The sequence below is a fragment of the Streptomyces sp. NPDC047043 genome (assembly GCF_040644055.1).
Classification (GTDB): domain Bacteria; phylum Actinomycetota; class Actinomycetes; order Streptomycetales; family Streptomycetaceae; genus Streptomyces.
In genome coordinates, this window is sequence record NZ_JBEYVO010000045.1 from 39,338 (window position 1) to 64,499 (window position 25,162).

Annotated in this window: 18 protein-coding genes and 1 pseudogene; 7 read left to right on the plus strand and 12 right to left on the minus strand. The window is 71.5% G+C overall.

Annotated elements, in window-relative coordinates:
• Positions 1-4: 4 nt before the first annotated feature.
• Positions 5-1,033 (minus strand): helix-turn-helix domain-containing protein, encoded by a 1,029-nt coding sequence (locus tag ABZ880_RS47605; protein ID WP_361277292.1) that lies wholly within the window; start codon positions 1,031-1,033, stop codon positions 5-7.
• 181 nt (positions 1,034-1,214) lie between these two features.
• On the opposite strand from ABZ880_RS47605, the gene ABZ880_RS47610 reads away from it, so the two are divergent.
• From ABZ880_RS47610 to ABZ880_RS47630, 5 genes and pseudogenes are all read left to right on the plus strand, one after another.
• Positions 1,215-1,793, plus strand: coding sequence for a cysteine hydrolase family protein (locus ABZ880_RS47610; RefSeq protein ID WP_361277293.1), 579 nt, complete (start codon positions 1,215-1,217; stop codon positions 1,791-1,793).
• Positions 1,794-1,977: 184 nt separating this feature from the next.
• Positions 1,978-2,148: pseudogene (locus ABZ880_RS47615) on the plus strand (cysteine hydrolase); the annotation flags it as partial.
• A 188-nt stretch (positions 2,149-2,336) separates the two neighbouring features.
• The gene (locus ABZ880_RS47620) at positions 2,337-3,455 is read left to right on the plus strand and encodes a hypothetical protein (protein WP_361277294.1); all 1,119 of its coding nucleotides are present in this window, start codon (positions 2,337-2,339) and stop codon (positions 3,453-3,455) included.
• Between the two features lie 77 nt (positions 3,456-3,532).
• On the plus strand, positions 3,533-4,765 hold the full coding sequence (locus ABZ880_RS47625) for an MFS transporter (protein ID WP_361277295.1): 1,233 nt from the start codon (positions 3,533-3,535) through the stop codon (positions 4,763-4,765).
• Positions 4,766-4,831: 66 nt separating this feature from the next.
• Entirely contained in the window at positions 4,832-5,752 is a 921-nt protein-coding gene (locus tag ABZ880_RS47630) for an AraC family transcriptional regulator (RefSeq protein ID WP_361277296.1), read from the plus strand.
• Positions 5,753-5,834: 82 nt separating this feature from the next.
• On the opposite strand, the gene ABZ880_RS47635 is transcribed toward ABZ880_RS47630, so the two are convergent.
• The 11 genes from ABZ880_RS47635 to ABZ880_RS47685 form a co-directional block, all read right to left on the minus strand.
• A complete protein-coding gene (locus ABZ880_RS47635) occupies positions 5,835-7,907 on the minus strand; it encodes a TIM-barrel domain-containing protein (protein ID WP_361277297.1) in 2,073 nt (690 codons plus the stop codon).
• Positions 7,908-7,915: 8 nt separating this feature from the next.
• On the minus strand, positions 7,916-8,743 hold the full coding sequence (locus tag ABZ880_RS47640) for a carbohydrate ABC transporter permease (RefSeq protein ID WP_361277298.1): 828 nt from the start codon (positions 8,741-8,743) through the stop codon (positions 7,916-7,918).
• On the minus strand, positions 8,740-9,666 hold the full coding sequence (locus ABZ880_RS47645) for a sugar ABC transporter permease (protein WP_361277299.1): 927 nt from the start codon (positions 9,664-9,666) through the stop codon (positions 8,740-8,742). The genes ABZ880_RS47640 and ABZ880_RS47645 overlap by 4 nt, the downstream gene beginning before the upstream one ends.
• A gap of 32 nt (positions 9,667-9,698) precedes the next feature.
• A complete protein-coding gene (locus tag ABZ880_RS47650) occupies positions 9,699-10,949 on the minus strand; it encodes a sugar ABC transporter substrate-binding protein (protein WP_361277300.1) in 1,251 nt (416 codons plus the stop codon).
• Positions 10,950-11,008: 59 nt separating this feature from the next.
• On the minus strand, positions 11,009-11,962 hold the full coding sequence (locus ABZ880_RS47655; protein ID WP_361277301.1) for a substrate-binding domain-containing protein: 954 nt from the start codon (positions 11,960-11,962) through the stop codon (positions 11,009-11,011).
• A gap of 2 nt (positions 11,963-11,964) precedes the next feature.
• Positions 11,965-14,376 carry a SpoIIE family protein phosphatase gene (locus ABZ880_RS47660; protein WP_361277302.1) on the minus strand — a complete coding sequence of 804 codons (2,412 nt, stop codon included), beginning with the start codon at positions 14,374-14,376 and terminating at the stop codon, positions 11,965-11,967.
• A gap of 68 nt (positions 14,377-14,444) precedes the next feature.
• Positions 14,445-17,654 (minus strand): amidohydrolase family protein, encoded by a 3,210-nt coding sequence (locus ABZ880_RS47665; RefSeq protein ID WP_361277303.1) that lies wholly within the window; start codon positions 17,652-17,654, stop codon positions 14,445-14,447.
• An 80-nt stretch (positions 17,655-17,734) separates the two neighbouring features.
• On the minus strand, positions 17,735-19,651 hold the full coding sequence (locus ABZ880_RS47670; protein WP_361277304.1) for a collagenase: 1,917 nt from the start codon (positions 19,649-19,651) through the stop codon (positions 17,735-17,737).
• 155 nt (positions 19,652-19,806) lie between these two features.
• On the minus strand, positions 19,807-20,766 hold the full coding sequence (locus tag ABZ880_RS47675) for a LysR family transcriptional regulator (RefSeq protein ID WP_361277305.1): 960 nt from the start codon (positions 20,764-20,766) through the stop codon (positions 19,807-19,809).
• 125 nt (positions 20,767-20,891) lie between these two features.
• Positions 20,892-22,175: a cytochrome P450 gene (locus ABZ880_RS47680; RefSeq protein WP_361277306.1), complete on the minus strand. Its 1,284-nt coding sequence runs from the start codon at positions 22,173-22,175 to the stop codon at positions 20,892-20,894.
• Between the two features lie 16 nt (positions 22,176-22,191).
• Positions 22,192-23,547 carry a glutamine synthetase family protein gene (locus ABZ880_RS47685; RefSeq protein WP_361277307.1) on the minus strand — a complete coding sequence of 452 codons (1,356 nt, stop codon included), beginning with the start codon at positions 23,545-23,547 and terminating at the stop codon, positions 22,192-22,194.
• Positions 23,548-23,750: 203 nt separating this feature from the next.
• On the opposite strand from ABZ880_RS47685, the gene ABZ880_RS47690 reads away from it, so the two are divergent.
• Positions 23,751-23,939, plus strand: coding sequence for a ferredoxin (locus ABZ880_RS47690; protein ID WP_275774798.1), 189 nt, complete (start codon positions 23,751-23,753; stop codon positions 23,937-23,939).
• A 5-nt stretch (positions 23,940-23,944) separates the two neighbouring features.
• Positions 23,945-25,153 carry an FAD-dependent oxidoreductase gene (locus ABZ880_RS47695; RefSeq protein ID WP_361277308.1) on the plus strand — a complete coding sequence of 403 codons (1,209 nt, stop codon included), beginning with the start codon at positions 23,945-23,947 and terminating at the stop codon, positions 25,151-25,153.
• Positions 25,154-25,162 lie beyond the last annotated feature (9 nt).

Below are 25,162 nucleotides of genomic sequence, written 5' to 3' on the forward strand. Positions count from 1 at the left end.
CGGATTACCGCAGGGCCGGTGTCCCTGACAGACGTCCCTGGACCGGCGTCGCGCGGAATCTCGCCCGGTACTCGCTCGGCGTCGTGGCATGGCGACGGTGGAACGCCCGGATGAGGGTGTCGACGGTGCCGAACCCGCATGCGGAGGCGATCCGTTCAAGGGTGTCGTCGGTGGTCTCCAGCAGGTTGCCGGCCAACTCGACCCGGGCCGACTCGATGTAGGCGTGCGGCGTCGTGCCGAGTTCCGTCTTGAAGATGCGGGTGAGCTGCCGGTCGCTGACATGCGCGTACGCGGCCAGGTCCGGGACGGTCAGGCGCCGGGCGAGGTTGTTCAGGATGTGGTGCCGGAGGTCTTCGATGCGCCGTGTCGCGGACACCCGCTCCAGCGGCACGCTGAACTGGGACTGTCCGCCGGGCCGCTTCAGGTACATCACGAGCTGCCGGGCGACGCGCAGCGCGACCGGCTCCCCGAAGTCCTGCGCGACCAGCGCGAGGGACAGGTCCAGGCAGGCGCTGATGCCCGCGCCGGTCCACACCTCGCCCGCCTCACGGATGAAGATCGGATCCGGGTCGACCCGCACCGCCGGATGGTCGGCAGCCAGACGTTGCGCGGTGGACCAGTGCGTGGTGGCGCGCTTGCCGTCGAGGAGCCCCGCGGCGGCGAGGATGTGCGCCCCGACGCACACCGAGGCCACCCGCCGGGCGCGGCCGGCCAGCGCCTTCACCCGGGCCACCGTGCCGGGCTCCACGACGGGGTGGACACGGTCGTCGCCGTCGACCTCGACGGAGCCGGGCACCAGCAGGGTGTCGATGGCCCGGACGCCGACGTCGTCGAACGTGGCATCGGGCAGGATCCGCACACCGGCCGCCGTGGTCACCGGCTCCGTCGTCTCGGCGGCCAGTACGACCTCGTAGCCGACCCGCTCCGTGGTTTCGCGCGGGACGAGGGAGAACACCTCCGGCGGTCCGGTGACGTCGAGGAGGTCGACGCCCTCGAACAGCACGATCACGATCAACCGGTTGACGGTCCCCACCCTGTACCCCCTGTTTCGCATGCACACCGGAGTCACGCAGGCCCGAGTCGTGCGGGCCCGGGTGTCGGTTTCTGCAAGTAGTGCGACATTGCCGACGCCCCGGTCCGGGCCATAGCGTCGCATTCAGTTCAACAGAGTGTTGAACGACCTGTTCAAGTTCCCGGAAATTTGGAGAAGATCTGTGGCTAGCAAGACGCTGCGCGAGCTCGGCGGCGCCGACCACACCCCCGCGGCCCTCGCGTCCTCGACGCTGATCCTCGTCGACTACCAGAACACCTACACCCGCGGTGCGATGGAGCTCGACGGCTGGCGGCCCGCCCTGGAAGCGGCGTCGGACCTGCTGTCCCGTGCCCGCGCGGCCGGAGCCGCGGTGATCCACGTCCAGCACGACGGCGGCGAGGGTTCGCCCTACGACATCCGCGCGGAGATCGGCGAGATACACCCTGGCGTGGCGCCCGTCGAGGGGGAGCCCGTGGTCGTCAAGCAGGCTCCGGACGCCTTCCACGGGACCGACCTCGGCAAGCTGGTGGACGAGGCCGGGCACGAGTCCGTGATCGTCGCCGGGTTCATGACCCACATGTGCATCGCCTACACGTCGGCGTCCGCGGCCCTGCGCGGCAACAGGCCCACCGTTCCCGCGGACACCTGCGCCACCCGGTCGATCGTGGACGTGTCCGCCGACGAGTTGCACCGCAGTGCGCTGGCGGCCGTCGCGGACGCGTACGGCGTCGTCGTCGCCTCCGGCAAAGAGCTGGCCTGAGGTGCCGGAGCAGGCGCAGCAGGAGCCGGGCGGCAGGTCCCGCCGCGGGTTCCTGAAGGCCGGCGGTGCGGCCGCCGTCGGCGGCGCGGCGCTGTTCGGCGCGACCCGCCTGGGCGACCCTCCCGCGCAGGCGGCGAACGCGGACGCGTCGGACACGACGACGCGGCGCAAGCTGGGCGGCCTTGGCGCGTTCCTGCGCGGGAACGGGCCCACCGTGGTCGCGGACGCCTGCGCCACCCGGCCGCTGCCGTCGGTCGGCGGCTGGCTGTCCGCCGAGCAGATCCACCAGAGCGCGCCGGCCACGATCGCCGACCTGTACGGCATCGTCGTCCCCTCCCACACCGCGCTGGCGTAGCCCCTTGCGGTTTCCCCCTCCGGCGACCCCATAGCCGCCGTGCTGCCGGAGAGGGAATCCCTCCCCATTTGTTTTTCTTGCTCCCGCGTCCCGGCCCTTCGCGGCTCCCGGCGGGTCTGTTCCCCCCACACCACCGCTTCCCCCACGGCGGGAACACCCGACGATCAATCCGACACGGAGAGCAAGCAATGGCGACACGCCGGACATTCATTGGTGGTGCGGGCGGTATCGGCGCCGCGACGATCCTCGGCCACACGGCTGCCGAGTCAAGTGCGGCATCCGCTCCGGCCGCGGCGGCGGTGGACACCCAGACCGCCCGGGACTCCCTCCGCGCGGTGAACGCGGCCATGCGCACCAACTACGCGGCGCTGAAGGCCGATCTGGTCAAGAATCTCGGGCCCGTCGTCATCGTGCAGAACGACGCGAAGGGCGGCACCTTCACCCTCGTCCACAAGGGCAAGCAGTACGTCGAACACCCGGTGGCGGAGGACTTCGAGCTGGCGAAGTCCATAGCCCACGTCCCGCTGGGCATCTACTCCACCATCGCGGAGTACCTGTCGGGCAAGGTCCCCAACGTCTCCAACGCCGACCGGATCGACGCCCACGACCTCGACATGGTGGCGATGAAGGGCCCCGGCACCGACGCCTGGACGACGCCGCTGCAGGCGTTCGCGGACAAGCTGGCCACCGCGAAGAACAACCTCGCCGCGGCCGATCTCCCGCAGGAACTGCAGAACTCGTGCGCGAAGATCCTCGGCGAGGCGCTGACGTTCATCGCCGACTCCATCCGCGCCCGCGCCTTCGACATCGCCTCCTTCCAGGACTTCGCGCGACGGGTCCATCCGTCGATCCGGATCAACATGCAGCACGCCGCCGCGGCGCAGATCTCCGGCGTGCAGGGCCTGTGCAGGAAGTGGCGGGCACAGATCGGCGAGGCCGCCTGGGCCGACCTGTACACGGTGGTGCTGTCGATCTGGACGACGTCGGTGCTGAACCAGGCGGAGATCATCATCAGGCCGATGATGAACCAGAAGAAGGTGAACACCCATCTGATCGACATCCCCACGGCGCAGCTGCCGTCGGACCCGATCGGGGTGGCGCTGGACAACCTGGCGCGGATCGTCCAGGACAACATCGCCGCCGAGCTGGTGTTCGTCGCCGACACCAAGGTCGCCGACGCCCTGAAGGGCAAGCAGGACCTGCTGTCCGACGAGATCCTCAAGGAGCTCGGCACACCCGTCTCCGGTGCGGCGTTCCGCAGCGCGGGCAAGGCGAAGTGTCCGGTCGACCACGGCGTGAGCATCTGACCGGACCACACCTTGCAAGCCCGGCGGCCCTCTCCCGGGACCGAGGAGGGGGCCGCCGTCACGTCCTTGGGGGAAACGTGAAAACCAGGCTGTGGCTCCTCGCCGGTCTGATTCTGCTGACCATCAATCTCCGCGCGGCGATCACCGGAATGCCGCCGCTCATCGGGCAGTTGCAGCGCGCGCTCGCCCTGTCCGGCACCCAGGTCGGCGTGCTGGCGACGCTGCCGGTGCTGTGCCTGGGCGCCTTCGCCTGGCTCGCGCCCCGGCTGGCCCGCCGGTTCGGAACGCAGGCAGCCGTGTGCACGGCGGTCGGGGTGCTGGCGCTCGGCGCCGTCGTACGGGCACTTCCGTGGCCGGCCGCGCTGTTCGCCGGAACGGTGCTGTCCGGGGCGGGCATCGCGGTCGGGAACGTACTGCTGCCCGCGCTCATCAAGGACCACTTCGCCCACCGGATCGGCCTGTTGACCGGCCTCACCATGACCCTCATGGCCCTCTCCGGGGCGCTCGCCGCCGGAGCCGCGGTACCGCTGTGCACCGCTGCCGGGTGGCAGTTCGCCCTGGCCGTGTGGGCGGTGCCCGCGGTACCCGCCGTAGCGGTGTGGGGGCTGCTGGCCGCCCCCGGAGCGGACGGACGGCATCGCAGGACACCACCGCCGATGCCGAGAACAGCGGGCGGATCGCTGTTGCGGTGCGCACTCGCCTGGTGGGTGTCGGCGTTCCTCGGGCTGGTGTCGCTGATGTTCTACGTCCTGGTGGCGTGGCTGCCGCAGATCATGCAGGTGTACGGCTACACACCCGCCCAGGCCGGGTTGATGACGTCGGTGATGCTGACCGTCGGCATCCCGCTGGGCTTCGTCGTGCCCCTCGTCGCCGCCCGGATGCGCAGCCAGCAACTCCTCGTCGTGGCTGTGGTCACGGCGAAACTGGCCTCCCTGGCCGGTCTGTTGCTGGCCCCCGCCTTCGGCTGGGTGTGGGTGTGCCTGCTCGGTGCGGCGACCGGCAGCGCCTTCCCGCTGGCGATCACGCTGCTCGGGCTGCGCACGGACGGCCCGCAGACCGCCGCCGGCCTGTCGGGGATGGCGCAGACCGTCGGATACCTGCTGGCCGGCCTCGGCCCTCTCGCCATAGGGGTCCTCCACAACATCACGGCCGGCTGGCGCGTGCCCCTCGCCGTGCTGATCGCTCTGGTCGTGCCGGAGGCGCTCGCAGGGCTCCTCGCCGGCCGCCCGGGCCACGTACGCCCCGACAGCGGGGAGGACGACCCGGCGAACACCGCTCCGCGCACCGACGGCGAACTCGTCCGGCTGTAGTCGCGAGTTGGGTGCGACGGCAGGGATACTGAGAAGCACGGGGAGGCAGGTGAGGGGAGCCTCTTGGTGGTTCATGGTGCACTCGGCGGTGTGGCCGGTGCGGGTGCGGTCGAGATCGCGCGGCTCGGTGGTCTGTGGCGGGTCACACGGCCCTGGCATCCAGGGTTACGGCCGTTCCTGCGCAGCTACGTCGGCTACTGGGAGGCGGTGACCTCGCCGTATCGGGCGCGGTTGGTGCCGACCGGGCACGCGACCCTCCTGATCAACCTCGCGGAGCCGTTCTCCCAGGTCCGGCGATTAGGCGTGCCGGGCGGGGACAGCGGCAGGATCGGGTCGCTGGTGGTGGGGGTGGAGGACCGGCCCGCGATCTGTGTGCATCCCGGCGGCCAGGAGGCGATCCGGGTCGAGTTCACGCCGCTGGGCGCCTACCGGCTGTTCGGGCTGCCGATGAGCGAGTTGACGAACCTGGCCATCGAGATCGAGGACGTGCTGGGGCCCGCCGCCGGATTCCTGGTGGAGCGGCTGGCGTCCACCCGGGACTGGGCGGCCCGGTTCGACCTGCTGGACGCGGCGCTGCTCGCCCGCCTCGACTTCGGCCCGGAACCCACACCCGAGGTCACCCACGCCTGGCACCTGCTCACGGGCAGTGCGGGGGCGATCCCGATCGCCCGTATCGCCGCCGAAGTGGGCTGGAGCCAGGGCTACTTGACCCGGCGCTTCACCCAGCAGGTCGGCCTGCCGCCCAAGGCGTCCGCCCGCGTGCTCCGCTTCCGCCGCGCCGTGGCACTCCTCAACCGCGGGACCACGAGCCTGACCGAGATCTCGACGATCTGCGGCTTCTACGACCAGGCGCACCTCAACCGCGACTTCCGGGCCATCGCCGGCACCACACCCGGACAGATGGTGGCCGCGCGCCGGGTGGAAGGGGCGGTGGCCCTCTCGCCGAGTGCAGATTCGTCCAAGACCCGGTCGACCGCCGGCCGATAGCGTTCCGCTTGTACAGCCGCCGTCCGGTTTGTACAGCCGACGGCCGGTCGGACGGCACGGGGGACCGTCCGATCGGCCGGAGCTACGGCAGCTCGGCGGCGACCGGCAGTCCCCGCACATCGGCACCGGCCCGTAGCCAAAGGGGAGCGGTGGCCAGCGGAATGTCGACGCGGTGCCAGGTCGGGCCCGTGATCGGGGCGCCGGCGCCTGTGTACGGCAGCCACTCCCCCGGCGGGAACCACACCTGTCTCCGGCCGCCCGGCGCATACAGCGGCGCCACCAGCAGGTCCGGGCCCAGCAGGTATTGGAGGTCGGCGGCGTGGGCGTCCGGGCGGTCGGGGTGGTCCAGGGGCATGGGGCGGGCCAGTGGCTCGCCGGTGCGGACCGCGTCGGCCGCGGCCGAGTGGACGTAGGGCAGCAGGCTCGTGCGGAGGCGGGCCGCGTGCAGGACGGCCGCGTAGGCCTCCTCGCCGAAGTCCCAGGGCAGGCGGGACGTCATGCCGTGGAAGCGGGCCAGGGGTGACAGCAGGCCGAACTGGGCCCAGCGGACGAAGAGTTCGGGCTCCGGTGTGCCGTGGAAGCCGCCGATGTCGTGGCTCCAGAAGGGGTGGCCGGAGAGGGAGAGCGACAGGCCCGCGCGGAGGGTGGCGGCGAGGTCGGGCCAGCCGGCGTTGGGGTCGCCGGTCCATTTGGCGCCGTGTCGCTGGCCGCCGGTCCAGGTGGAGCGGCCCCAGGTCAGGCCGTGGCCCGCTCCCGTCTCCCGGGTGACTTCGGCGACCAGGTCGTTGAAGAGGAGCGGGTAGAGGTTGTGCAGACGGTCGCCGGTCATGCCGTTGTGGGCGACCGCGTCGGCCGGAACCGCCTCGCCGAAGTCGGTCTTCAGGACCGAGGCACCGCTTTCAAGGGCCTGGCGGACACGGGACCGGAACCAGTCGGCGGCTTCGGGGTGGGTGAGATCCAGTACGGCCGAGTCAGGGTGTGCACCGCCCCAGACCTGGGCGACGTATGTGTCGCCGCAAGTGGTGTGCAGGAACCACCCGTTGGCGTCCGCCTCGGTGAAGTACGGGCTGTCGACGCCGACATACGGGTTCATCCAGAGCGAGACGTGGAAGCCCTGTCCGGCCAGGTCCGCCATCAGCCCGGCCGGGTCCGGGAACGCCTCGGTGTCCCAGCTCATGTCGGACCAGCAGCCGCGCCGCTGCCAGTACGTGTCGATGTGCAACACGGCGCAGGGGAAGCCGCGTTCGCGGATGGCGCGGGCGCGCTCGCGTACCTCGGCCGCGCTGTCCGGGCGGAAGCCGCCGGAGATCCAGGGGCCGAAGGCCCACTCGGGCGGCAGCAGGGCGGGGCCGGTCAGGTCGCGGTAGGCGGTCAGGCACTCGGCCGGTGTGCCGGTGATGACGTAGTAGTCGAGGACCTCGTCGGGGACGGTCAGCGACCAGGCGCCGGTGTTGCTGTGGGCGAGGTCGAAGGCCGCCGCGGTCGTGGTGTCCACGAGGACGGCGTAGCCCCGGCTGGAGAGCAGGAACGGGACCGCCTTGTAGGAGCGGGTGCCGGTCGTGCCCTGGGCGTCCGCCACCCAGCAGTCGACCCGCTGCCCGCGCAGATCGAGGCCGGTGAAGCGCTCGCCCAGGCCGTAGAAGTGCTCGTCGGGTTCGGTGATCCAGCTGTCGTGGTGGGCGAGGCGGCCGTCGGTGAGTTCGGTGACGCCGAGCGGCAGCACGGTCGTACGGTCGCTGGGGTCGCTCACGTCGGTGGCCTGGCGCAGAGCCCTGCCCTGAGCATCTGTCAATTCCATGGCGAATGGCTTGAGTTGGATGTCCGCGCGGAGTGCGTCGAGGTGCAGGGTGAGCGTGTCCGGCGCCCGATCGGCGGTGCAGCCGGGGTCCGTGGGTGGGGTGACGAGCGGGGCCCGGGGGGCCGTCGGTGTGTCGGCCATCCGTAGCGTGATGCGGAGCGTGCCGGCCGTCGCGGGGCGCAGACGGAGGGTGCCGGTGCGTCCGGCCGCGGTGCGTACGCCGAGGGTCGCGCCGTCCTTGTCGGCGTGCGTGACGGAGGCGCCGACCACCGGGTCGAGTGCGGTGGGCCCGGCGGGGATCAGGGGCGGGGGTGGCGCCACGAAGGGCGTGTGGTCCCGGGGGTGCAGGGAGGACATGGCGGTCGTCAGCCCCTGACGCTGCCCGCGGTGAGCCCGCCGACGATGAAGCGCTGGAAGACGGCGAAGACGCAGACCACCGGGATGCTGATGAGAGTGGCGGTGGCCATCAGGGCGCCCCATGACGTCCCGTGCCGGCCGACGAAGGAGTTGAGCAGGACGGTGACGGGCTGGACGTCCGGCCCCTGGGCGAGGGTGAGGCCGAACAGGAACTCGCCCCAGGCGATCAGGAAGGACAGCCCGGCCGCCGCGACCACTCCGGGCACCATCAGCGGAAGCACGACGCGCAGCAGCACGCCCGGCAGTCCGCAGCCGTCGATCTGGGCGGCCTCCTCCAACTCGGGTGGCACACTGCGCAGTACGGGCCGCAGCACGATCACCGTGAAGGGCAGGGTGAGCGTGGTGTCGGCGAGGACGAGACCCAGGTAGCTGTCGGCGAGCCCGGCCCGGCGTTCGAGGATGAACAGCGGTGCCGCCAGCACGATGGCGGGCGGGAGTTGGGCGACCAGGAGCGCGAGCACCATCGTGCCGGAACCGCGCATCCGGATCCGGGCGAGCGCGTAGGCGAGCGGGACGCCGAGCAGCAGGGTGAGCGCCACCACCCCGCAGGAGATGACCAGACTGTTGAGCAGAGCCCTGGTCAGTCCCGAATAGCCCAGCGCCGTCGAGTAGTTCTCACCGGTGACGGGGGTGGGCACCCACTGCGGGGTCGGGGCCTCGATGCGGTCCGGTGGCGTGACGCTGGTCTTCGCCATCCAGTACACCGGCAGCAGGAAGACCGCGGTGACGACGGTGGCGGCCGCGGTGAGCAGCCAGGGGTGGACTCTCGGTTTCATACGGCACCTCCCGGCGACGCCCCTTCCTCCCGCCGCAGCCGTCGTACGTAGAACACTCCCGCCAGCAGCGGTACGACGAGCAGCAGCAGGCCGGCGGCGGCGCCCTGGCCGAAGCGGAAGAACGTGAAGAAGACCTCGTAGACGTAGAGGGAGAGGACGCGGGTGGCGTCGACGGGGCCGCCGCCCGTCATCACGAAGACGAGGTCGAAGACCTTGAACGTGTAGACGAGGCCGAGCAGGAGGACCGTCACCGACACCGGCCGCATCAGCGGCAGCGTGATGTGGCGGAAGCGCTGCCAGGCGCCCGCGCCGTCGATGGCGGCGGCCTCGTGGAGTTCGGGGTCGATGGTGTGCAGTCCGACCAGGAGCAGCAGCATGTTGAAGGGCACACCGACCCAGACGTTGGCGAAGACCACCCCCGCCAGCGAGGTGGACGGGTCGGTGAGCCAGTCGTGGGACAGGCTGCCCAGGCCGACCGCGTCCAGCAGGGCGTTGTAGGCGCCGGACTCCGCGTCCAGCAGCCAGCGGAAGAGGGTGCCGCTGACCACCGGCGGGAGCAGCCAGGCGACCAGCAGCAGCGAGCGCAGCAGGCCGTTGAAGGGAAACGGGCGGGCGAAGAGCAGGGCCAGGGCGAAGCCGACGGTGAACTGCAGCAGCAGCGAGCCCACGGTGAAGACCAGCGAGAGGCGTACGGAGTGCCAGAAGGCCGGGTCGTCGACCACGGCCCGGTAGTTGTCCAGGCCGTTGAACCGCTCGGCGCCGCCGAGGAGCTGGCCCAGGTCGACGTCGTGGACGGACGTCCAGACGTTGTAGAGGAGCGGGTAGGCGAGGAAGAGGGCGAGGAAGGTCAGGCCGGGCAGACAGAACAGGTAGCCCTCGCGTCGGCGGCGTGCGGACGGGGAGAGCGGGCTGCTCCTCCGCAAGGGAGGCCGCCTCGTTGCCCGCCCAGGGCTTTTCATTGCTCGCCCAGCGCTTTGTCGATCTTGACGGCCGCGGTCTTGGCCGCCGCCGACGGGGACGCGGACCCGGCGAGTACGGCCTGCTCCGCCTCCGCGACCGTCTGCGAGGCCTCGGCGTAGTGGGCGCCGTACTGGCGCGGGCGGGCGAGCGGCAGCTGGCTGAGGAAGAGCCGCAGGGCCGGGTCGGAGGCCCAGGTGCCCTTGTCGGCGAGGTCCTTGCGGGCGGGGAGTTCACCGAAGGACACCAGGTAGGGCACGAGCACCGACGGGCGCTGGGTGTACTCCAGGACCTCCCACCCCTTGTCCACGTGCTTGCTGCTCTTCATCAGCACCCAGTTCTCGCCGCCCAGGCAGGTGGCGGCCGCCTTGTCGCGGGGCAGGGCGACGACGTTCCAGTCGAAGGCCGCCTTCTTCAGGGTGGGGATCTGCCAGGGGCCGTTGATCTGCATCGCGGCGCGCTGGTTGAGGAACCGGGTGTTGGCGTCCTGCTGGGTCCAGCCCACGCACTGTTCGGACAGCGAGCCCTTGGCGATCAGGTCGTCGAGGAAGGCGAGCGCCGTCGCTCCGTACGTGCTGAAGGTGTCGAGGTCGCCGCCCGCCTGCCACAGGAACGGCAGGAACTGGAAGACGCCCTCCTCCGTCTTGATCGCGCTCAGGGCAAGGCCGTAGCGGTCGCCGCTGGTCAGCCGGTTCGCGGTGGAGGCGAGTTCGTCCCAGGTGGTGGGGGGTCTCAGGCCGGCGGACTTGAGCATCGCGGTGTTGCAGTAGAGGGCGAGACAGTTGCTGTTGTTGGGGATGCCGAGGGTCTTGCCGCCGACCTGGCAGCCGTCCCAGGGGCCCTTGTAGTACTGGTCGGCCTGGCCCCACTTCTCGACCTTGTCGGTAAGGTCGGCGAGGAGGTTGTTGCCTCCGAGGGTGTTCATGGCGACGTTGTCGACGATGGCGATGTCCGGGAGGTCGCCGGAGATCGCGGCGAGGGCGATCTGCCGGTCGAGCTCGGCGAAAGGGAAGGTCCGCCGCTCGATCTTCACGTCAGGGACGCCGGCCTCGATGTCCTTGATCAGGCGGTTCATTCCGGGCTGGAAGTTGTCCAGGGTGAAGTAGTCCCACCACTTGAGGGTGACCGGGCCCGACTCCTGCGAGCTGCACGAGGTGAGGGCTCCGCCGAGGCCGAGGCCGACGGTGGCAGCGGCCGTTGCCGCTCCGGACGTGCGCAGGAAGCCGCGGCGGTCGAGGGTCGACGACATGAGCTGCTCCCAGGGGTTGGAGATCGGGGACGGTGATCGGCGTTGCCGAAACCGACGTATCAGAAATCAAGGTCGAAATCCGGGAATTCCGGCTCGGGTTCCGAACCGGGTACCGGTCGGCAGCGCCCCGTGCTGGCGCGCAGGGTGATCAGGGGTTTCAGCAGGACGTGGCGGGGAGGCGTGTCGGGTGAGCGCAGGCGCCGCATCATCAGGTCCACGGCGACCCGGCTCATCTCCTTGGCGGGTATCTCCGCGGCGGTCAGCGGCGGGGTCACCTGCTCGGCCCAGGGGCTGGCCGCCACGCCGACGACGGAGAAGTCGCGCGGCACGGCGCGGCCGTGCCGGTTGAGCCCGCGGTAGATGCCCTCCAGGGCGGCCTCGTTCTGGGTGACCAGGGAGGTGGTCGCCGGGTCGTCCAGCAGGATCCGTTCGACGACCTGCTCGCCGGAGGCGACGTCGTCGCCGCAGAGATACGGGCGGGGGGTGAGCAGCAGTTTCTTCATCGCCTCGGTGTAGCCCTCGTCGCCGAGCCGGGCGAAGCCGTACCCGCTGTTGAAGAGCTCCTCCGACCGGTTGACGAAGGCGATGCGGGTGTGGCCGAGGTCGGCGAGGTGCTGGACGCACCTGCCCGCGAGGCCGGCGAAGTCCAGGTCGACCCAGCCGGCCGCGTCGGTGCGGTGGTTGCGGCCGATGGCCACGAAGGGGAAGCCCGCCTCGGCCAGATACTCGACGCGGTCGTCGTCCCGGCGGATCTCCATGACGATGATGCCGTCGACCCGCGGCTCGTCCACCATCCGCCGCAGCGAGGGCTCGTCGTGGCCCGCACAGGGCGAGAACAGCAGGTCGTAGCCGTGGGTGGCGGCGGCCTCGGCGATGCCGCCGACGAAGGCGAGCTGCATCGTGGTGTAGTCCCGCAGGCGGCCGGCCGGCGGGTAGAGCAGTCCCAGCGTGTGCGTCGAGCCGCCGGTGCCCGCGGAGCGCGCCGTCGTCGGGTCCCTGGTGCGCGCTGCCATGGTCAGCCGGCCGGAAGTGGTTGTTCGGCCCAGATGGTCTTGCCGACGGCGGTCTGCCGGGCGCCCCAGCCCTGGGTGAGCTGGGCGACCATGTGCAGTCCGCGGCCGCCCTCGTCGTAGGTGCGGGCCCGGCGCAGGTGCGGGGCGGTGTTGCTGGCGTCGGACACCTCGCAGATCAGCGTGCGGTCCCGGATCAGCCGGAGTCCGATGGGTACGGCGCCGTAGCGGATGGCGTTGGTGACCAGTTCGCTCACCACCAGCTCGGTGACGAACGCCGCGTCCTCGAGCCCCCAGGCCGCGAGCTGGCGGGCGGCCTGGGCGCGGGCGTCGGCCACGATCGCGGGGTCGGAGGGCAGGGACCAGGCGGCGACCTGGTCGGCGTGCAGGGCGCGGGTGCGGGCGAGGAGCAGGGCCACGTCGTCGGCGGGACTGTCGGGCAGCAGGGCCTTGAGGATGGTGTCGCAGGTGACCTCGAGCGACGGAACGGGGCTGGCCAGCGCCTCGCAGAGCCGGTCGAGGCCGAGCCCCATGTCGCGGTCGCGGGCCTCGATCAGACCGTCGGTGCAGAAGGCCAGCAGACTGCCCTCGGGCAGTTCCAGTTCGGTGGACTCGAAGGGCAGACCGCCGACGCCGAGCAGCGGACCGGGGGTGAGGCGGACCACGCTGACCGTGCCGTCGGGCAGCAGCACGGCGGGCGGGACGTGGCCGGCACTGGCAAAGGTGCAGATGCGGGAGACCGGGTCGTAGACGGCGTACAGACAGGTCGCGCCGATCTCACCGCTGACGACGTACGGCTCGTTCGGTGCGACCTCGTCCCTGTCCGTGGCGAGATGGATGACCAGGTCGTCGAGGTGGGTGAGGAGTTCGTCCGGGGGCAGATCGACGTCGGCGAGGGTGCGTACGGCGGTGCGCAGCCGGCCCATGGTGGCAGAGGCGTGGATGCCGTGTCCGACGACGTCACCGACGACCAGGGCGACACGGGTGCCGGACAGGGGCACGACGTCGAACCAGTCGCCGCCCACTCCGGCGCCCCTACCGGCCGGCAGATAGCGGGACGCGACCTCGACGGCTGCCTGTTTGGGCAGGTCACGCGGGAGCAGACTGCGCTGGAGGGTGAGGGCGTTGGTGCGTTCGCGGGTGTAGCGGCGGGCGTTGTCCACGCCGACGGCGGCCCGTCCGGCGAGTTCCTCGGCGAGGAGCAGGTCGTCCTGTTCGAAGGGCGCGGAGCCTTCGGCGCGGACGAAGACCGCGACGCCGAGGGTGGTACCGCGGGCGCGCAGCGGGGTGGCGATCAGGGAGTGGAAGCCGTACGCCTCGACGCGTGCGGTGCGGGTCTCGTGCCCGGCGACCCAGCGGGCGAAGTCGGGGTCGCCTGCGCCGCTGAGCACGGGTCGCCCGACGGCGAGACAGCGGGCCGGCGGCGAGAACGGCGGGTAGGTGTCGATCCCGCCGAGGGCGATGGCGGCCTCCGGCACGCTGTCGCCCTCCGCGGTGGACTGGTGCGCGACCCTGCGCAGCACCACGGCCGCGTCGACCGGTCCCGGTGTCGGCTCCTCGCCGCGCAGCACGGACTCGAGCAGGTCCACGCTGACGAAGTCGGCGAGCCGCGGGACGACCAGATCGGCGAGTTCCTTCGCGGTGCGGGTCACGTTCAGGGTGGTGCCGATGCGGCTGCCCGCCTCCTGCAGCAGGACCAGCCGCTGACGGGCCGAGTGCCGGTCGGTGCTGTCGAAGGCGGCGGTGCCCACGCCGACGACCTCGCCGGTGGCGGGGTCCCGGACGGGCCAGAGCTCGACGATCCAGGCGCGATGCCGGGCGCCGGCCGGGGTGGAGGCGGCGGACGGCTCCGGGGCGATGCGCTCGTAGCGCATCGGCGTGGCCTCCTCGGCGACCCGGCGCACGCAGCTCAGCAGGTCTTCGTCGGCGCCCGCGATCTCGACGGCACGCTCCTCGCCCTCGGCGGCCGCGTTCGGATGCCATGAGCCGGACGCGGCGCTGTACGTGGAGAGCGGGATCGAGGCCTGGGCGAACGCCCACTCCACCATCCTCCGGTCGCGCTCCGAGCCGGCGGCAGCGGTGGTGACGGTCACGACGAAGCCCTGGGGCGAGCCGTCGACACCCAGGGACGGATGAGCGTGCAGAGTCACGTCGACCCGGTGGCCGTCGCGGTGCCGCAGGGCCGCCGTACCGCTCCATTCCCGGGATCCGGCAAAGGAGAACCCGGCGGCCTCGGGTGCCTCCCGGTCGAGGAGCAGATCGGCCGCGGCGCGCCCCACGACCTCCGGCGCCCGATGGCCCAGCAGCCGCCGAGCACCCTCGCTCCATCCCGTGACGATGCCGTCCAGGCCGACGGTTACTGTCGCGACGTCGCCTGACCACCCGGAGTGACCGTTTCCTTGAACAAAAGTGGCCATTCTTGCTCTATTCGCGCGGTGAGGGTCCTCACAGACCCAGCGTGCGCGCCGCACCGGAATCGGACAAGTCAGATCAAGGGAACAGAAGCCTCCAGGGTTCCGTGGGCGTCACAGCAGCCGCCCCTTCGCATCAGGCGCCCCAGGTCCAGCCAGTCCTCGGTGGCGGCGGAGGTGCGGCGGGCCGAGGGCTCGAAGGCGGCGACCAACTGCTCAGTGCTATATGACATACCGCCTCTGAGGACGGCGACGGTACGGACAAGGGTCGCGAAGTCCGAGAACGGATCGCCGTCGACGACCGTCAGGTCGGCGAGCCGGCCCTCCTCCACCGTCCCGAGATCGCGGTCGACGCCGAAGAGCCGGGCGGGCAGGACGGTCGCGGTGCGCAGGGCCTGGGCCGGCGACAGACCGCCCCGGTGCAGGGCGCGCAGGCCCAGGTGCAGAGCGAGACCGACGGGCACGAGCGGCTGGTCGGTGCCGAGGGCGACGAGGCCACCGCGGGCAAGGATCCGCCGGTAGATGTCGGTCTCCGTGCGCAGGGTCGCGAGTTGGGCGGCGGTCGGCGGAACACCGGCCGCCTGCCGGACCGCGGCCGTGTCCCACGGAGGCATCACCACCGTGACCCGGGGATCGTCGGCGAGGGCGGGATCCGCGCCGAGGAGCGGTGCGGCCGTGAACGGGGTCGCGATCAGCGAGAAGTCCACGCCGTGCGCGGTGTAGATCTCCACCACGTCCTGGTACGCACACCCCTTGGCCGTGATGGCATGCCCGAACTCGGCGCGCTGCGTGGCCTGCAGATGGGTCGTCAGATCCTGGCCGAGCTGGACACCGGGCGAGAGCAGATGGCCTCCGGCACGTACGCCGAGCCGGTCGTGGGCGAAACGGGCGGCCTCCTCCATGACCCAACCGGGCGCCCGCACATAGGTCTTGACGAAGTCCCAGTCCAGCGCCGCACCCCGCTCCAGCGAGCGGCGCAGCCCCTGCCGGGTCCGGTGCGCGCGGCCCATGCTGTAGGCGACACGGGCCCCGTCGAGGAGTTCGCCGGTGGTCAGCAGCCGGGGCCCGGCGAGCTGCCCTGTGGCCACCGCCTCCCGGATACGGGCCTGTTCGTAGGCGAAGCCGCCCAAGGAGACGGCCGTGGTGATGCCGTAGGTGAGCTGCCCGGCGGTCTGACGGCCGCCGTAGGTGCTCTGCCAGGGGTGGGTGTGGGTGTCCCACAGCCCGGGGATCACGGTGCGGTCCGAGGCGTCGATACGGCGCAGAGCGGACCGCCGCGCGGATCGGTGGGGCTCAACTGCCGTGATGCGTCCACGACTTACGACGATGTCGACGTCGTCGCGGGTCGTCTCGCCGGTGCCGTCCCACAGACGTCCGGCGTGCACCACCGCATCCGCGGGTGCGGGTCTCGGGGCGTCCAGGGGGACGCGGACGGTACGCGCGTCGCCGCCGTCGACGCCGACGAGTCGCAACCGCCCGGCGGACAGATACAGCAGGGTGGCCGAGTCGCCGGACCAGGAAGGGTGGTCGGCCGGTTCGCCGGTGAGGGTGCGCAGGTCGCCGCGCGGGGTGCCGTCGGGGCCGACCGGCAGCAGGCACAGCGCCGAGTCGACGATCACCGCCATCCAGCGGCCGTCGGGCGCCCAGACGGGCCCGGAGTCGTACCGGTCGGCGATCGACGTGTGGGGCGCCACCAGGTGGAGACGGTCGGCGCCGGTCGTCGTGTCGACGATCCGGACGAGGTTGTAGCCCTCCCGGAAGCGGGAGTTGAGGCGGTTGCGGTCGCACAGGGCGAGGTGGCGGCCGTCCGGCGACCAGCTGGGGCGGCCGGGCAGCCCGCCCCCGCCGAGCGGTGCGGCCAGGACGCGTTCCTCGCCGGAGGCCAGGTCGCGGACGAGGAGCCTGCCGGTCAGGTCGAGGCAGGCGAGCCGCTGCCCGTCGGGTGAGAGCGCGGGATGGACCCGGCCGCCGGTCGCGAGCGCGGTCTGCTCGCCGGTGGCGAGATCGTGCCGGTACACGCCGAGGAGCCCGTCGCGGTCGTCGACGTGGATGAGCGACCGCCCGTCGGGGGCCCACGCGGGCGCGAGCAGATAGCTGGTGGAGGACGCCGTGCGCAGCCGTCGCGGCGGACGCCCGCCCGAACTCCCGGCCAGCCACAGCGAGTTGAGAGCAGCGAAGGCGATCTGCCGGCCGTCGGGCGAGAGCGCGGGCAGATGGATGCCGCGCACCGGACGGGCCCGGCCCGCCTCCCCCAGGTCGTACGCCTTGGTCCGGTACCGCGGCCGCTGCACGCCGAGCACGCCCTCGAAGGGGATGGTCTCCGGCTGATCGGGTCTTTCCGGTCGTACGAGGGTGAAGGCGCCGTCGAGGGTGAGGAGCAGTTCGCCCGACCGCGTCCAGCGCGGGGGCACCGGGGCGATGTCGCCGGTGAGCGGGACGGGGTGGCCGTCGACGACGAGCGTGCAGGAGCCGTTCGGGGCTGCGGTGGTGCGCAGGTGGGCGAGGCGGCCGTCGGGGGCGAGGGCGGGGGTCATGACCTGCGCGGCTTCGGTCTCGGTGTGCCGTACGGCGACCGGGCCGGTGCCGTCGGCGGGGACGGCGGCGATGGTGCGGGCCTCGACGGTCAGACCCAGGGCGGTGGTGACCGTCTTCGCGCGGACGAACAGGATGCGGGTGCCGTCCGGGGACCAGGCGGGGTCGAAGTCCTCCCAGGGGCCGTCCTGCAGGGGGCCGTCCTGGCTGGGCAGGCCGGTGACGCGGGTGATGCGGCCGGTGGGCAGGTCCAGGACGTGGATGCGGTACGGGCTGCCGGTGACCGGGTCGCCGCCGCGTTCGGAGGCGAAGGCGAGCCGGGTGCCGTCGGGCGACCAGGCCGGGCCGCGGTCGTCCCAGGGGCCTTCGGTACGCCGGCGCAGGTCGGAGCCGTCTGGGCGGACGGTCCAGAGGTGGAATCCGCCGTCGCGGTAGGCGCAGAAGGCGATCAGTTCGCCGTCCGGGGAGTGGGCGGGCCGGTTGGGTTCGAGGTCCGGCGGGGTCAGGGGGCGGGCCGGGCCGCCGGTGCGGGGCAGGGACCACAGGGTGCCCTGCACCTCGGCGACCAGATGGCCGCCTGAGGGTGCGAGGGTGGCCGAGCCGTTGGTGGCCCGGGTGAACGACAGGGTGGGGGTGCCGGTGCGGGATGGTGCAGCCGCCGCAGGGGCCGCGCCCACGAGGGGCAAGGCGCCTGCGGCGGCGAGGAGTTGACGGCGGGTCGGACGGTGGGGGGTGATCCGGTCGCGGTCCATGGCCGCAACACTGGCGCACCTGCCGCCCCGTCCTCAACGAACTCCCCGGCCAACACGTTCGGTAATCGCCCCGGATCGGTTCACGGTGTCGCGCATGCGCCGGAGGCGCACGCCGTGAGCCACGCGTCGAAGTCGGCGTCGTAGCGGGTGCCGATGTCCGAGTTGTAGACGGCGTAGCCGCCCGGGTAGTCGCCGACGCGGAAGCGGGCGAGCATGCGCTGGATGTCCGCCGGGTGTTTCTCGAACATGTAGCGGGCCGCGAGATAGCCCCAGGGGTAGGTGCGGGTCACGTCGCTGTTGGCGTAGGTGTTCTGGAACAGCGTGCTCAACTTGTAGGTGTGCTTGGCCGCTTCGGCGACCGCCTGGGTGTCGGCGATGCCGCGGTAGCCGTAGGAGACGTACTCGGCCAGGCCCTCGATCCACCACACGTCCGGCACGGATGTCTGCGTGGCGAAGTCGCCCTTCATGTCGTCGCGGGCGTCCATGAAGTGGGTGTACTCGTGGTTGAGGTTCCAGATCCGGGCCGGGAAGCCGTTGTCGACGCTCTTCTGGTACATGATCGACATGGGCTGGTTGGCGGGGTCGGTGGGGTCTCCGCCCATGGTGATGCCGCCGTTGTCCGTGTTCACCCCGTAGATCGCTCCGGCGTACGTCTGGTAGTCGGCACGGCTGGAGAAGACGACGAGGTGGATGGTCGACGCGTACTGACCGGGGATCGGCCCGTCGTCCCCGACGAGAGCGTGGAAGTACGGATCCTGGCCGAGCACGCTGGCGCAGGCGGCGTCGAGGTCGGCGGGGGTCAACGCCTGGGCCTGGATGGTGTGTTGTGCGTCGCAGGCGTGGGTGATGGGCAGCGCCGCGTTCGTCAGCCGGGCGGTCAGGTCGCAGATGTCGTAGTACGAGCACTGGGCGCGGTCGTAGTAGTCGGCCTGCCAGGCCACGGTGACCCACAGGGCGGCGGTCGAGCCGGTGATGCGGGAGGCGGCCAGCAGTTCCCTGATCAGCGGTCGGACCGTGGACTGCAGGGCGGGGTGCTCGACGTAACGGGCAAGGTTCATCCCGGCGTTGGAGTCCAGGTAGGCGCGGTCGGTGCCGAGCAGGTCCCGGTGCGCGAGGGCGAACGCGCGCAGAGTGCGGACGATGCCCGGGTCGGCGGTGACCGCGCTCACGTAGTCCGTGTTCCAATTGCCGCGCCACAGCGGGGTGTAGACGTCGTTGACGGCCGCGAGCATGCCGGCAACGGTGTCGTAGGAGCTGTCGTAGGCATCGAGCAGCCGCTGGTAGACCTTCAGGTAGCGGGCCTGCTGGTCTGCACTGTCGGTGAGGATGACCACCTCTCCCAGGACATCACCGTTGGCCGACGTGACGTCCCTGGAACGGCCGTTGGCGAAGAAGGCGTCCAGGCCGCGGGTGGTGGATCGGGCCAGGGATGCGCCGTAGGGGCCGGTGTCGGCGGGATGGTTGAACTGCACGTAGTAACCGGCGCGCAGGAAGAGCACGAGCTGCCACACCCCGGACGCGTTGTCGCCCCCGTAGCGCTGCGCCTCGCGCGTGAAGGCGTTCGCCACGGTGACCATCTGGGACTGGCGGAAGATGTCACGGGCGTCGGTGCCGGTCACGGTGAACAGGGTGTTGACGCAGCCCGTGGTCGAGGCCTGCACGAACGCGACGAGCGCGGAGCCGGTCCTGCGGCCGAAGTCGGCGGGGCTGCACGCGGCCGGTTTCGGTGCGGCCGCCGTTGCGTGGTGCGTAGTGGGTGGCGGTGCCAACGGCGGCAACTGGGCTGCAGTGAGGGGGCGGTGCTGTACGGCGGGACGATCGGTGGCGGCTGCACCGGAGCCGGTGGGCGGCGGCGCCTTCCGGGCGCCCGTAACGGAAGCGGGGGCGTGCTGGGCCTGGGGTGCCGCAAGGGCCGGTGTGGACAGCAGGCCGGCGAGGACGATGCAGATGGTGAGGGCGCCGGGCACGCGTCTGGGCAGCGCGAAGCGGTAGCGCATCTGGACTCCTCCACGGATGGATGCGCCTCGGTCGGGGTGGTGAGGCGTGTGAGGCACCCTCTCAACGCGGGCCCGCGCCAACAATGGTGTGTGACATAGCACTGTGCCCCGACAAGCCATAACACCGGCAGCCCGGGGATTCTCCGCCCTACCGCCTACGCCCCGCCGTCACTCCACGTCCGCGCAGCCCAGGCCCTCAAGTGCGGTGACCGTCCGGCGAGTTCGCGGTACGCGGAGGCGGCGGACTGGAACAGCGTCTCCGCCACGTCCCCGGTCACCGCGTCGGGCCGCCAGGCCAGCACGTAACGGCACCACAGCGGCGTACCGACCAGCGGTCTGATCACCACGTCCGGGATCGGCCGCAGCGTCGCCTGGACGACGGACACCCCGAGACCGTCCGCGATCATGCTCTGCAACTGCGCCTGGTCGCCCAGGAATTCGTGCACGGCGACCGGCGAGAAACCGGCCGCCGCACAGGCGGTGTAGAAGACCCCCGGCCAGCCCGCCCCGTCGTCCGGGGTCAGGAACCACGCCTCCCCGGCCAGGTCGGCGAGCGAGACCTGGGCCTGCTGTCCGAGGCGGTGACGGGAGGACAGGGCCACGAACGTGGGCTCGGTGACGATCCCGCGATGCGTCACCGAGTCCGCGTGCTCGAGCTCCATGCCGGGATAGTCCGCGGCGACGGCCGCGTCCACCGCGCCCTGCTCCAGGAGTTCGACGATCCGCGCGGAGGAGTACACGCTGCTGACCGCCAGCGAGAGGTCCGGCAGCCGGACGCGCACCCGGGAGACCAGGCCCGACAGCACCGGGGAGTTGGTCGCCGCCACCCGCAGGGTGCTACGGCATCCCGCGGCCTCGGCGGCCGGACGGCAGCCGATCGCGGCGGCACCGGCCAGGACGTCCCGCGCCTGGGCGACGACTTCGAGGCCGTACTGTGTCAGCCTCACGCCTGTCGTCCCGCGGTCGAACAGCGTCTGGCCGAAGTACCGCTCGATGCGCCGCAGTTGGGTGCTGATGGCGGGCTGCGAGTAGCCCAGGTCGACCGCGGCCCGGCTGACGCTCCCGGCATCGGCGATCGCGCACAGCACGCGCAGATGCCGAAGCTCCAGCTCCATCGGCCCGCTCCCCCGTCCGTCGGCTCCGACCGCTCCCCTGTCCGGTCACCCGAACAGGAGCGTTCCATCGAGGCGTCGCACAGACAAGACGCAGGTCAGCCACGGACCGCTCGCCGGCCCCGGTCTCAGGCCAGGGTCACCTCGACCGGCAGCTTCTTGATGCCGTTGACGAAGTTGGACCGCACCCGCGGGACGTCACCGACCAGGCGGATGCCCGCCAGCCGCGGGATCAGCTCCTCGAACATGATGCGGATCTCGGTACGGGCCAGCAGGTTGCCCAGGCACAGGTGGGGGCTGCCCTTGCCGAAGGTGACGTGGTCGTTGTCGGTGCGGGTGACGTCGAAGTCATAGGGGTTGCCGAAGACCTCCTCGTCGCGGTTGCCGGAGGCGAACCACATGACGACCTTGTCGCCCTCCTTGACCTGCTTGCCGCCGAGTTCCACGTCCCGGGTCGCGGTGCGCCGGAAGTGGTAGACGGGCGAGGCCCAGCGCAGGAACTCCTCGACCGCCCCCGGGATCAGGGACGGGTCCTGCTGGAGGCGGGCGAGCTGCTCCGGGTGCTGCAGCAGGGCCAGCATGGAGTGGCTGATGGTGTGGCGGGTGGTCTCGTTGCCGGCGACGACCAGGAGCAGGAAGTAGTTGTCGAAGTCCTGCGCGGACAGCGGCACTCCGTCCCGCGGGGTGGTGTTGACCAGCTTGGAGACCAGGTCGGTTCCGTCGCCGCCGCGCCGCTGGCGGGCCAACTCCCGTCCGTACTCGAAGACTTCGATCGAGGCCGGGGAACGGAAGGGCAGGTCGCGGTACTTCTCGCTCTCCGCGCTGTGCAGCAGGACGTCCGCGTAGTCGGGGTCGGTGTTGCCGATGATGCGGTTGCCCCAGTCGATGAGCTGCTGGTTGTCCTCCGGCGGCACGTCGAGGAGACGGGCGAGGACGTTGATCGGGAAGTCCGCGGAGACGTCGGCGACGAAGTCGAAGGTGCCCTTGGCGAGCGCCGCGTCCAGGGTCTTGGCGGTCAGGCCGCGCAGGAAGTCGCCGTAGCTGTTGATGACGCTCGCGCCGAACTGCCGCTGGATCACGCTGCGCAGGGCCCGGTGGCGGACTCCGTCCATCTCCAGGATGGAGGCCCGCTTCTTGATCTGGTCCTCGTCGACCTCCTCCAGGTTGACGAACTTCGTCGAGGTGAAGGTCTCCGCGTCACGGTCGACGCGGGCGATGTCCGCGTGCCGGGTCACCGCCCAGAAACCGGAGTTGGGCTCCTCCTCCGGCTGCCAGTGCACCGGGTCCTCGTGGCGCAGGGTGTGGAACATCCGCCAGGGCGTGATGCCGTCGGTGAAGTTGTCGAGGTTGGCGAGGTCGACGTCGGCGAGCGGCATCGGTTCGTTCACGGCCGGGGTCAGGATCTCGGTCATCGGTGGCTCCCAAACGTCACAGGTGGTAGGCGTACTCGGTGAACTCCCAGTCGGTGACGTGCCGCCCGAAGCGTTCGACCTCGTTGCGCTTGTAGCTGAGGTAAGAGGTGGTGAAGTCCTTGCCGAGCACCTCGGTCAGGGCGGTGTCCGCCTCCAGCGCGTCGAGGGCGGCGGGCAGGCTCATGGGGAGTACGGCCGCGCGTGCGGTGTCGTAGCCGTAGCCCTCCAGCGGGGCGGGCGGTTCCTCCCCCGCCTGGACCCCGAGCAGGGCGGCGGCGATGGTGCCCGCGATCAGCAGGTACGGGTTGGCGCTCGCGTCGCCGAGCCGCAGCTCGAGGCGGGCGCCGGAACCCCGCTCGGGCGGGATGCGGACCATGGCGCTGCGGTTGTCCAGGCCCCAGTCGATCAGCCAGGGCGCGAGGGTGTCCGGGCCGAAGCGTTTGTACGAGTTCACGGTCGGGTTGGCCAGCGCGGCGAGGGCCGGGGCGTGGGCGAGGATGCCGGCGATCGCGTGGCGGGCGGTGGCCGAGAGTCCGTAGGCACCCGTCGGGTCGTCGAAGGAGTTGCGGCCCTGCTCGTCGTCGCACGAGAGATGGAGGTGGAAGCCGGAGCCGCCGGCGTCGTTGAACGGCTTGGCCATGAAGGTGGCGAGCCGGCCCTCCTTGCGCGCGAGTTCCTTGACGGCGGCCTTGAACCGGAAGGAGCGGTCGGCGGCCGACAGCGCCTCGGAGTGGGTCAGGTTGATCTCGAACTGTCCGCCGTCGAATTCGTGGTTGCCGTTGGTGACGCCGACGCGCAGGTCGCGCAGCAGGCGCAGGGTGCGCAGCAGGTGGTTGTCGGGGTCGGCGCGCAGACCGGCCGTGTAGACGACGCCGGCGGCCGCGGAGTACCGCTTCCATCCGCTCGGGGACGCCGGGTCCTCGTCGCACAGGAAGTACTCGAGCTCGGGGCCTGCGATCGGGCGCAGCCCCTGCTCGGCGCACCGGGCGAGGACCGCGCGCAGCAGGTCGCGGGGCGACTCGGGGGCGGGCGCACCGGTCGCCGGGTCGACGGTCTCGCCGAGACAGGCGGCGACCCCGGGCTCCCAGGGAAGCGCGACCAGGGTGTCCAGGTCCGGGCGTACGTGGATGTCGGGCAGGCCGGCGTCCAGGCCGCCGGTCACGGGGACGACGTCGCCCTGCGGCGAGGTGTGGTAGACCGCCCGGCAGAAGGCGAGCCCGTGCTCGCACGCCGTCGGCAGCTGCTCGACCAGGACGTCGCGGGCGCGGTCGGTGCCGATGAGATCGGGATAGGTCACACGGACCACGTCGATGCCCTCGGCGGCGAGCCGCTCCTGGTACTGACGGACGTCCGGTGTTTCGGATGCGCTCACCGTGATCTCCTCGGCGGCCGACGGATTGTTTGAAGCCAAACGATAAGAAGGGCCCCATCCACCCGCAAGGGGGTGGGGTCAAAAAATTATCCACCTGGACAGCTATTGACCAGGGGCATGCGGCTTTCTATGTTGTTTGAAGCCAAACGAAGCTGTACGAACTCCCCCTCTCCCCGACGCCCTCACTCCCAGGAGGACCGGCCATGAAGGTCGTCGTCGACATGAACAAGTGCCAGGACCACGGCCAGTGCGTTTTCGCGGCCCCCGACGTCTTCTCGCTGGACGACGACGGGCACCTGGCCTACGTCTCCGACCCGGACGACGCGCTGCGCGACGAGGTCGAGGAAGCCGCCGACGTGTGCCCGCTCCAGGCCATCCGGATCGAGGACTGAGCCCCGTGACCGGACACATCGTCGTCGCGGGCGCCTCCATGGCCGGCCTGCGCGCCGCCGAGCAGCTGCGCGCGGCCGGCTGGACCGGGGCCATCACGCTCGTCGGCGACGAACCGCACATGCCCTACAACCGGCCGCCGCTCTCCAAGGAGGTGCTCGCCGGAAAGGCGCCCTTCGAGTCGCTGGCCTTCCGCCCCCGCGCGAGCGTGGCCGACGTGCAGTGGCGCCTCGGCACCAGGGTCGTCGCCGCCCGCCTCGCCGAACGGATCGTCGAGCTCGACGACGGCGAGGCGCTCTCCTACGACGGTCTCGTCGTCGCCACCGGTATGCGCCCGCGGCGGCTGCGCTGCCCCGGCCCGCTCACCGGCCGCCACACGGTCCGCACCCTCGCCGACGCACAGGGCCTGCGGGACGAGCTGACCCGGCCCGGTGCCCGGGTGGTCGTCGTCGGCGCCGGGTTCATCGGCTGCGAGGTGGCCGCCACCGCCGTAGGACTCGGCGTCGCGGAGGTGACCGTGGTCGATCCGCTGCCGCTGCCCATGGTCGGCCCGCTCGGCGAGCTGCTCGGACGCACGCTGCTCGAGCGGCACGAACAGCGCGGGGTGCGCTTCGCGCTCGGCACGGGAGTCGCCGGGTTCGAGGGCGAGGACCGTGTCACCGGCGTGGTGCTCGACGACGGGACCGTGCTGCCCGCCGACGTCGTGGTGGAGTCGGTCGGCTCGCTCGCCAACACCGAGTGGCTGGACGGCAACGGGCTCGATCTCTCCGACGGCGTGCTCACCGACGAACAGCTCAGGGTCGGTGGACGGCCGGATGTGGTCGCAGTGGGCGACGTGGCCCGCTTCCCCAACGCCCGCTACGACGGCGTACCGCGCCGGGTCGAGCACTGGTGCATCCCGACCGACACGGCCAAGCACGCGGCCAAGGTGCTGGTCGCCCATCTCACCGGCGTCGAGGCCGAGTCGGCGCCCTTCTTGCCGCTGCCCACCTTCTGGAGCGACCAGCACGACTTCCGGCTCCAGTCCTTCGGCGCGCCCGTGCTCGGCAAGGACGACGTACGGATCCTGCACGGCGACCCGTCCACGGACGTCCTCGTCGGCTACCACCACGGCGGCCGGCTCGTCGGCGTCGTGGCGCTGGGCGGTCCCGCCGCCGTGTCCGCCGCCGCCCGCCACCGCGCCGAACTGCTCGAGCAGCCCGCCCTCACCGCGTAAGGAACGCCC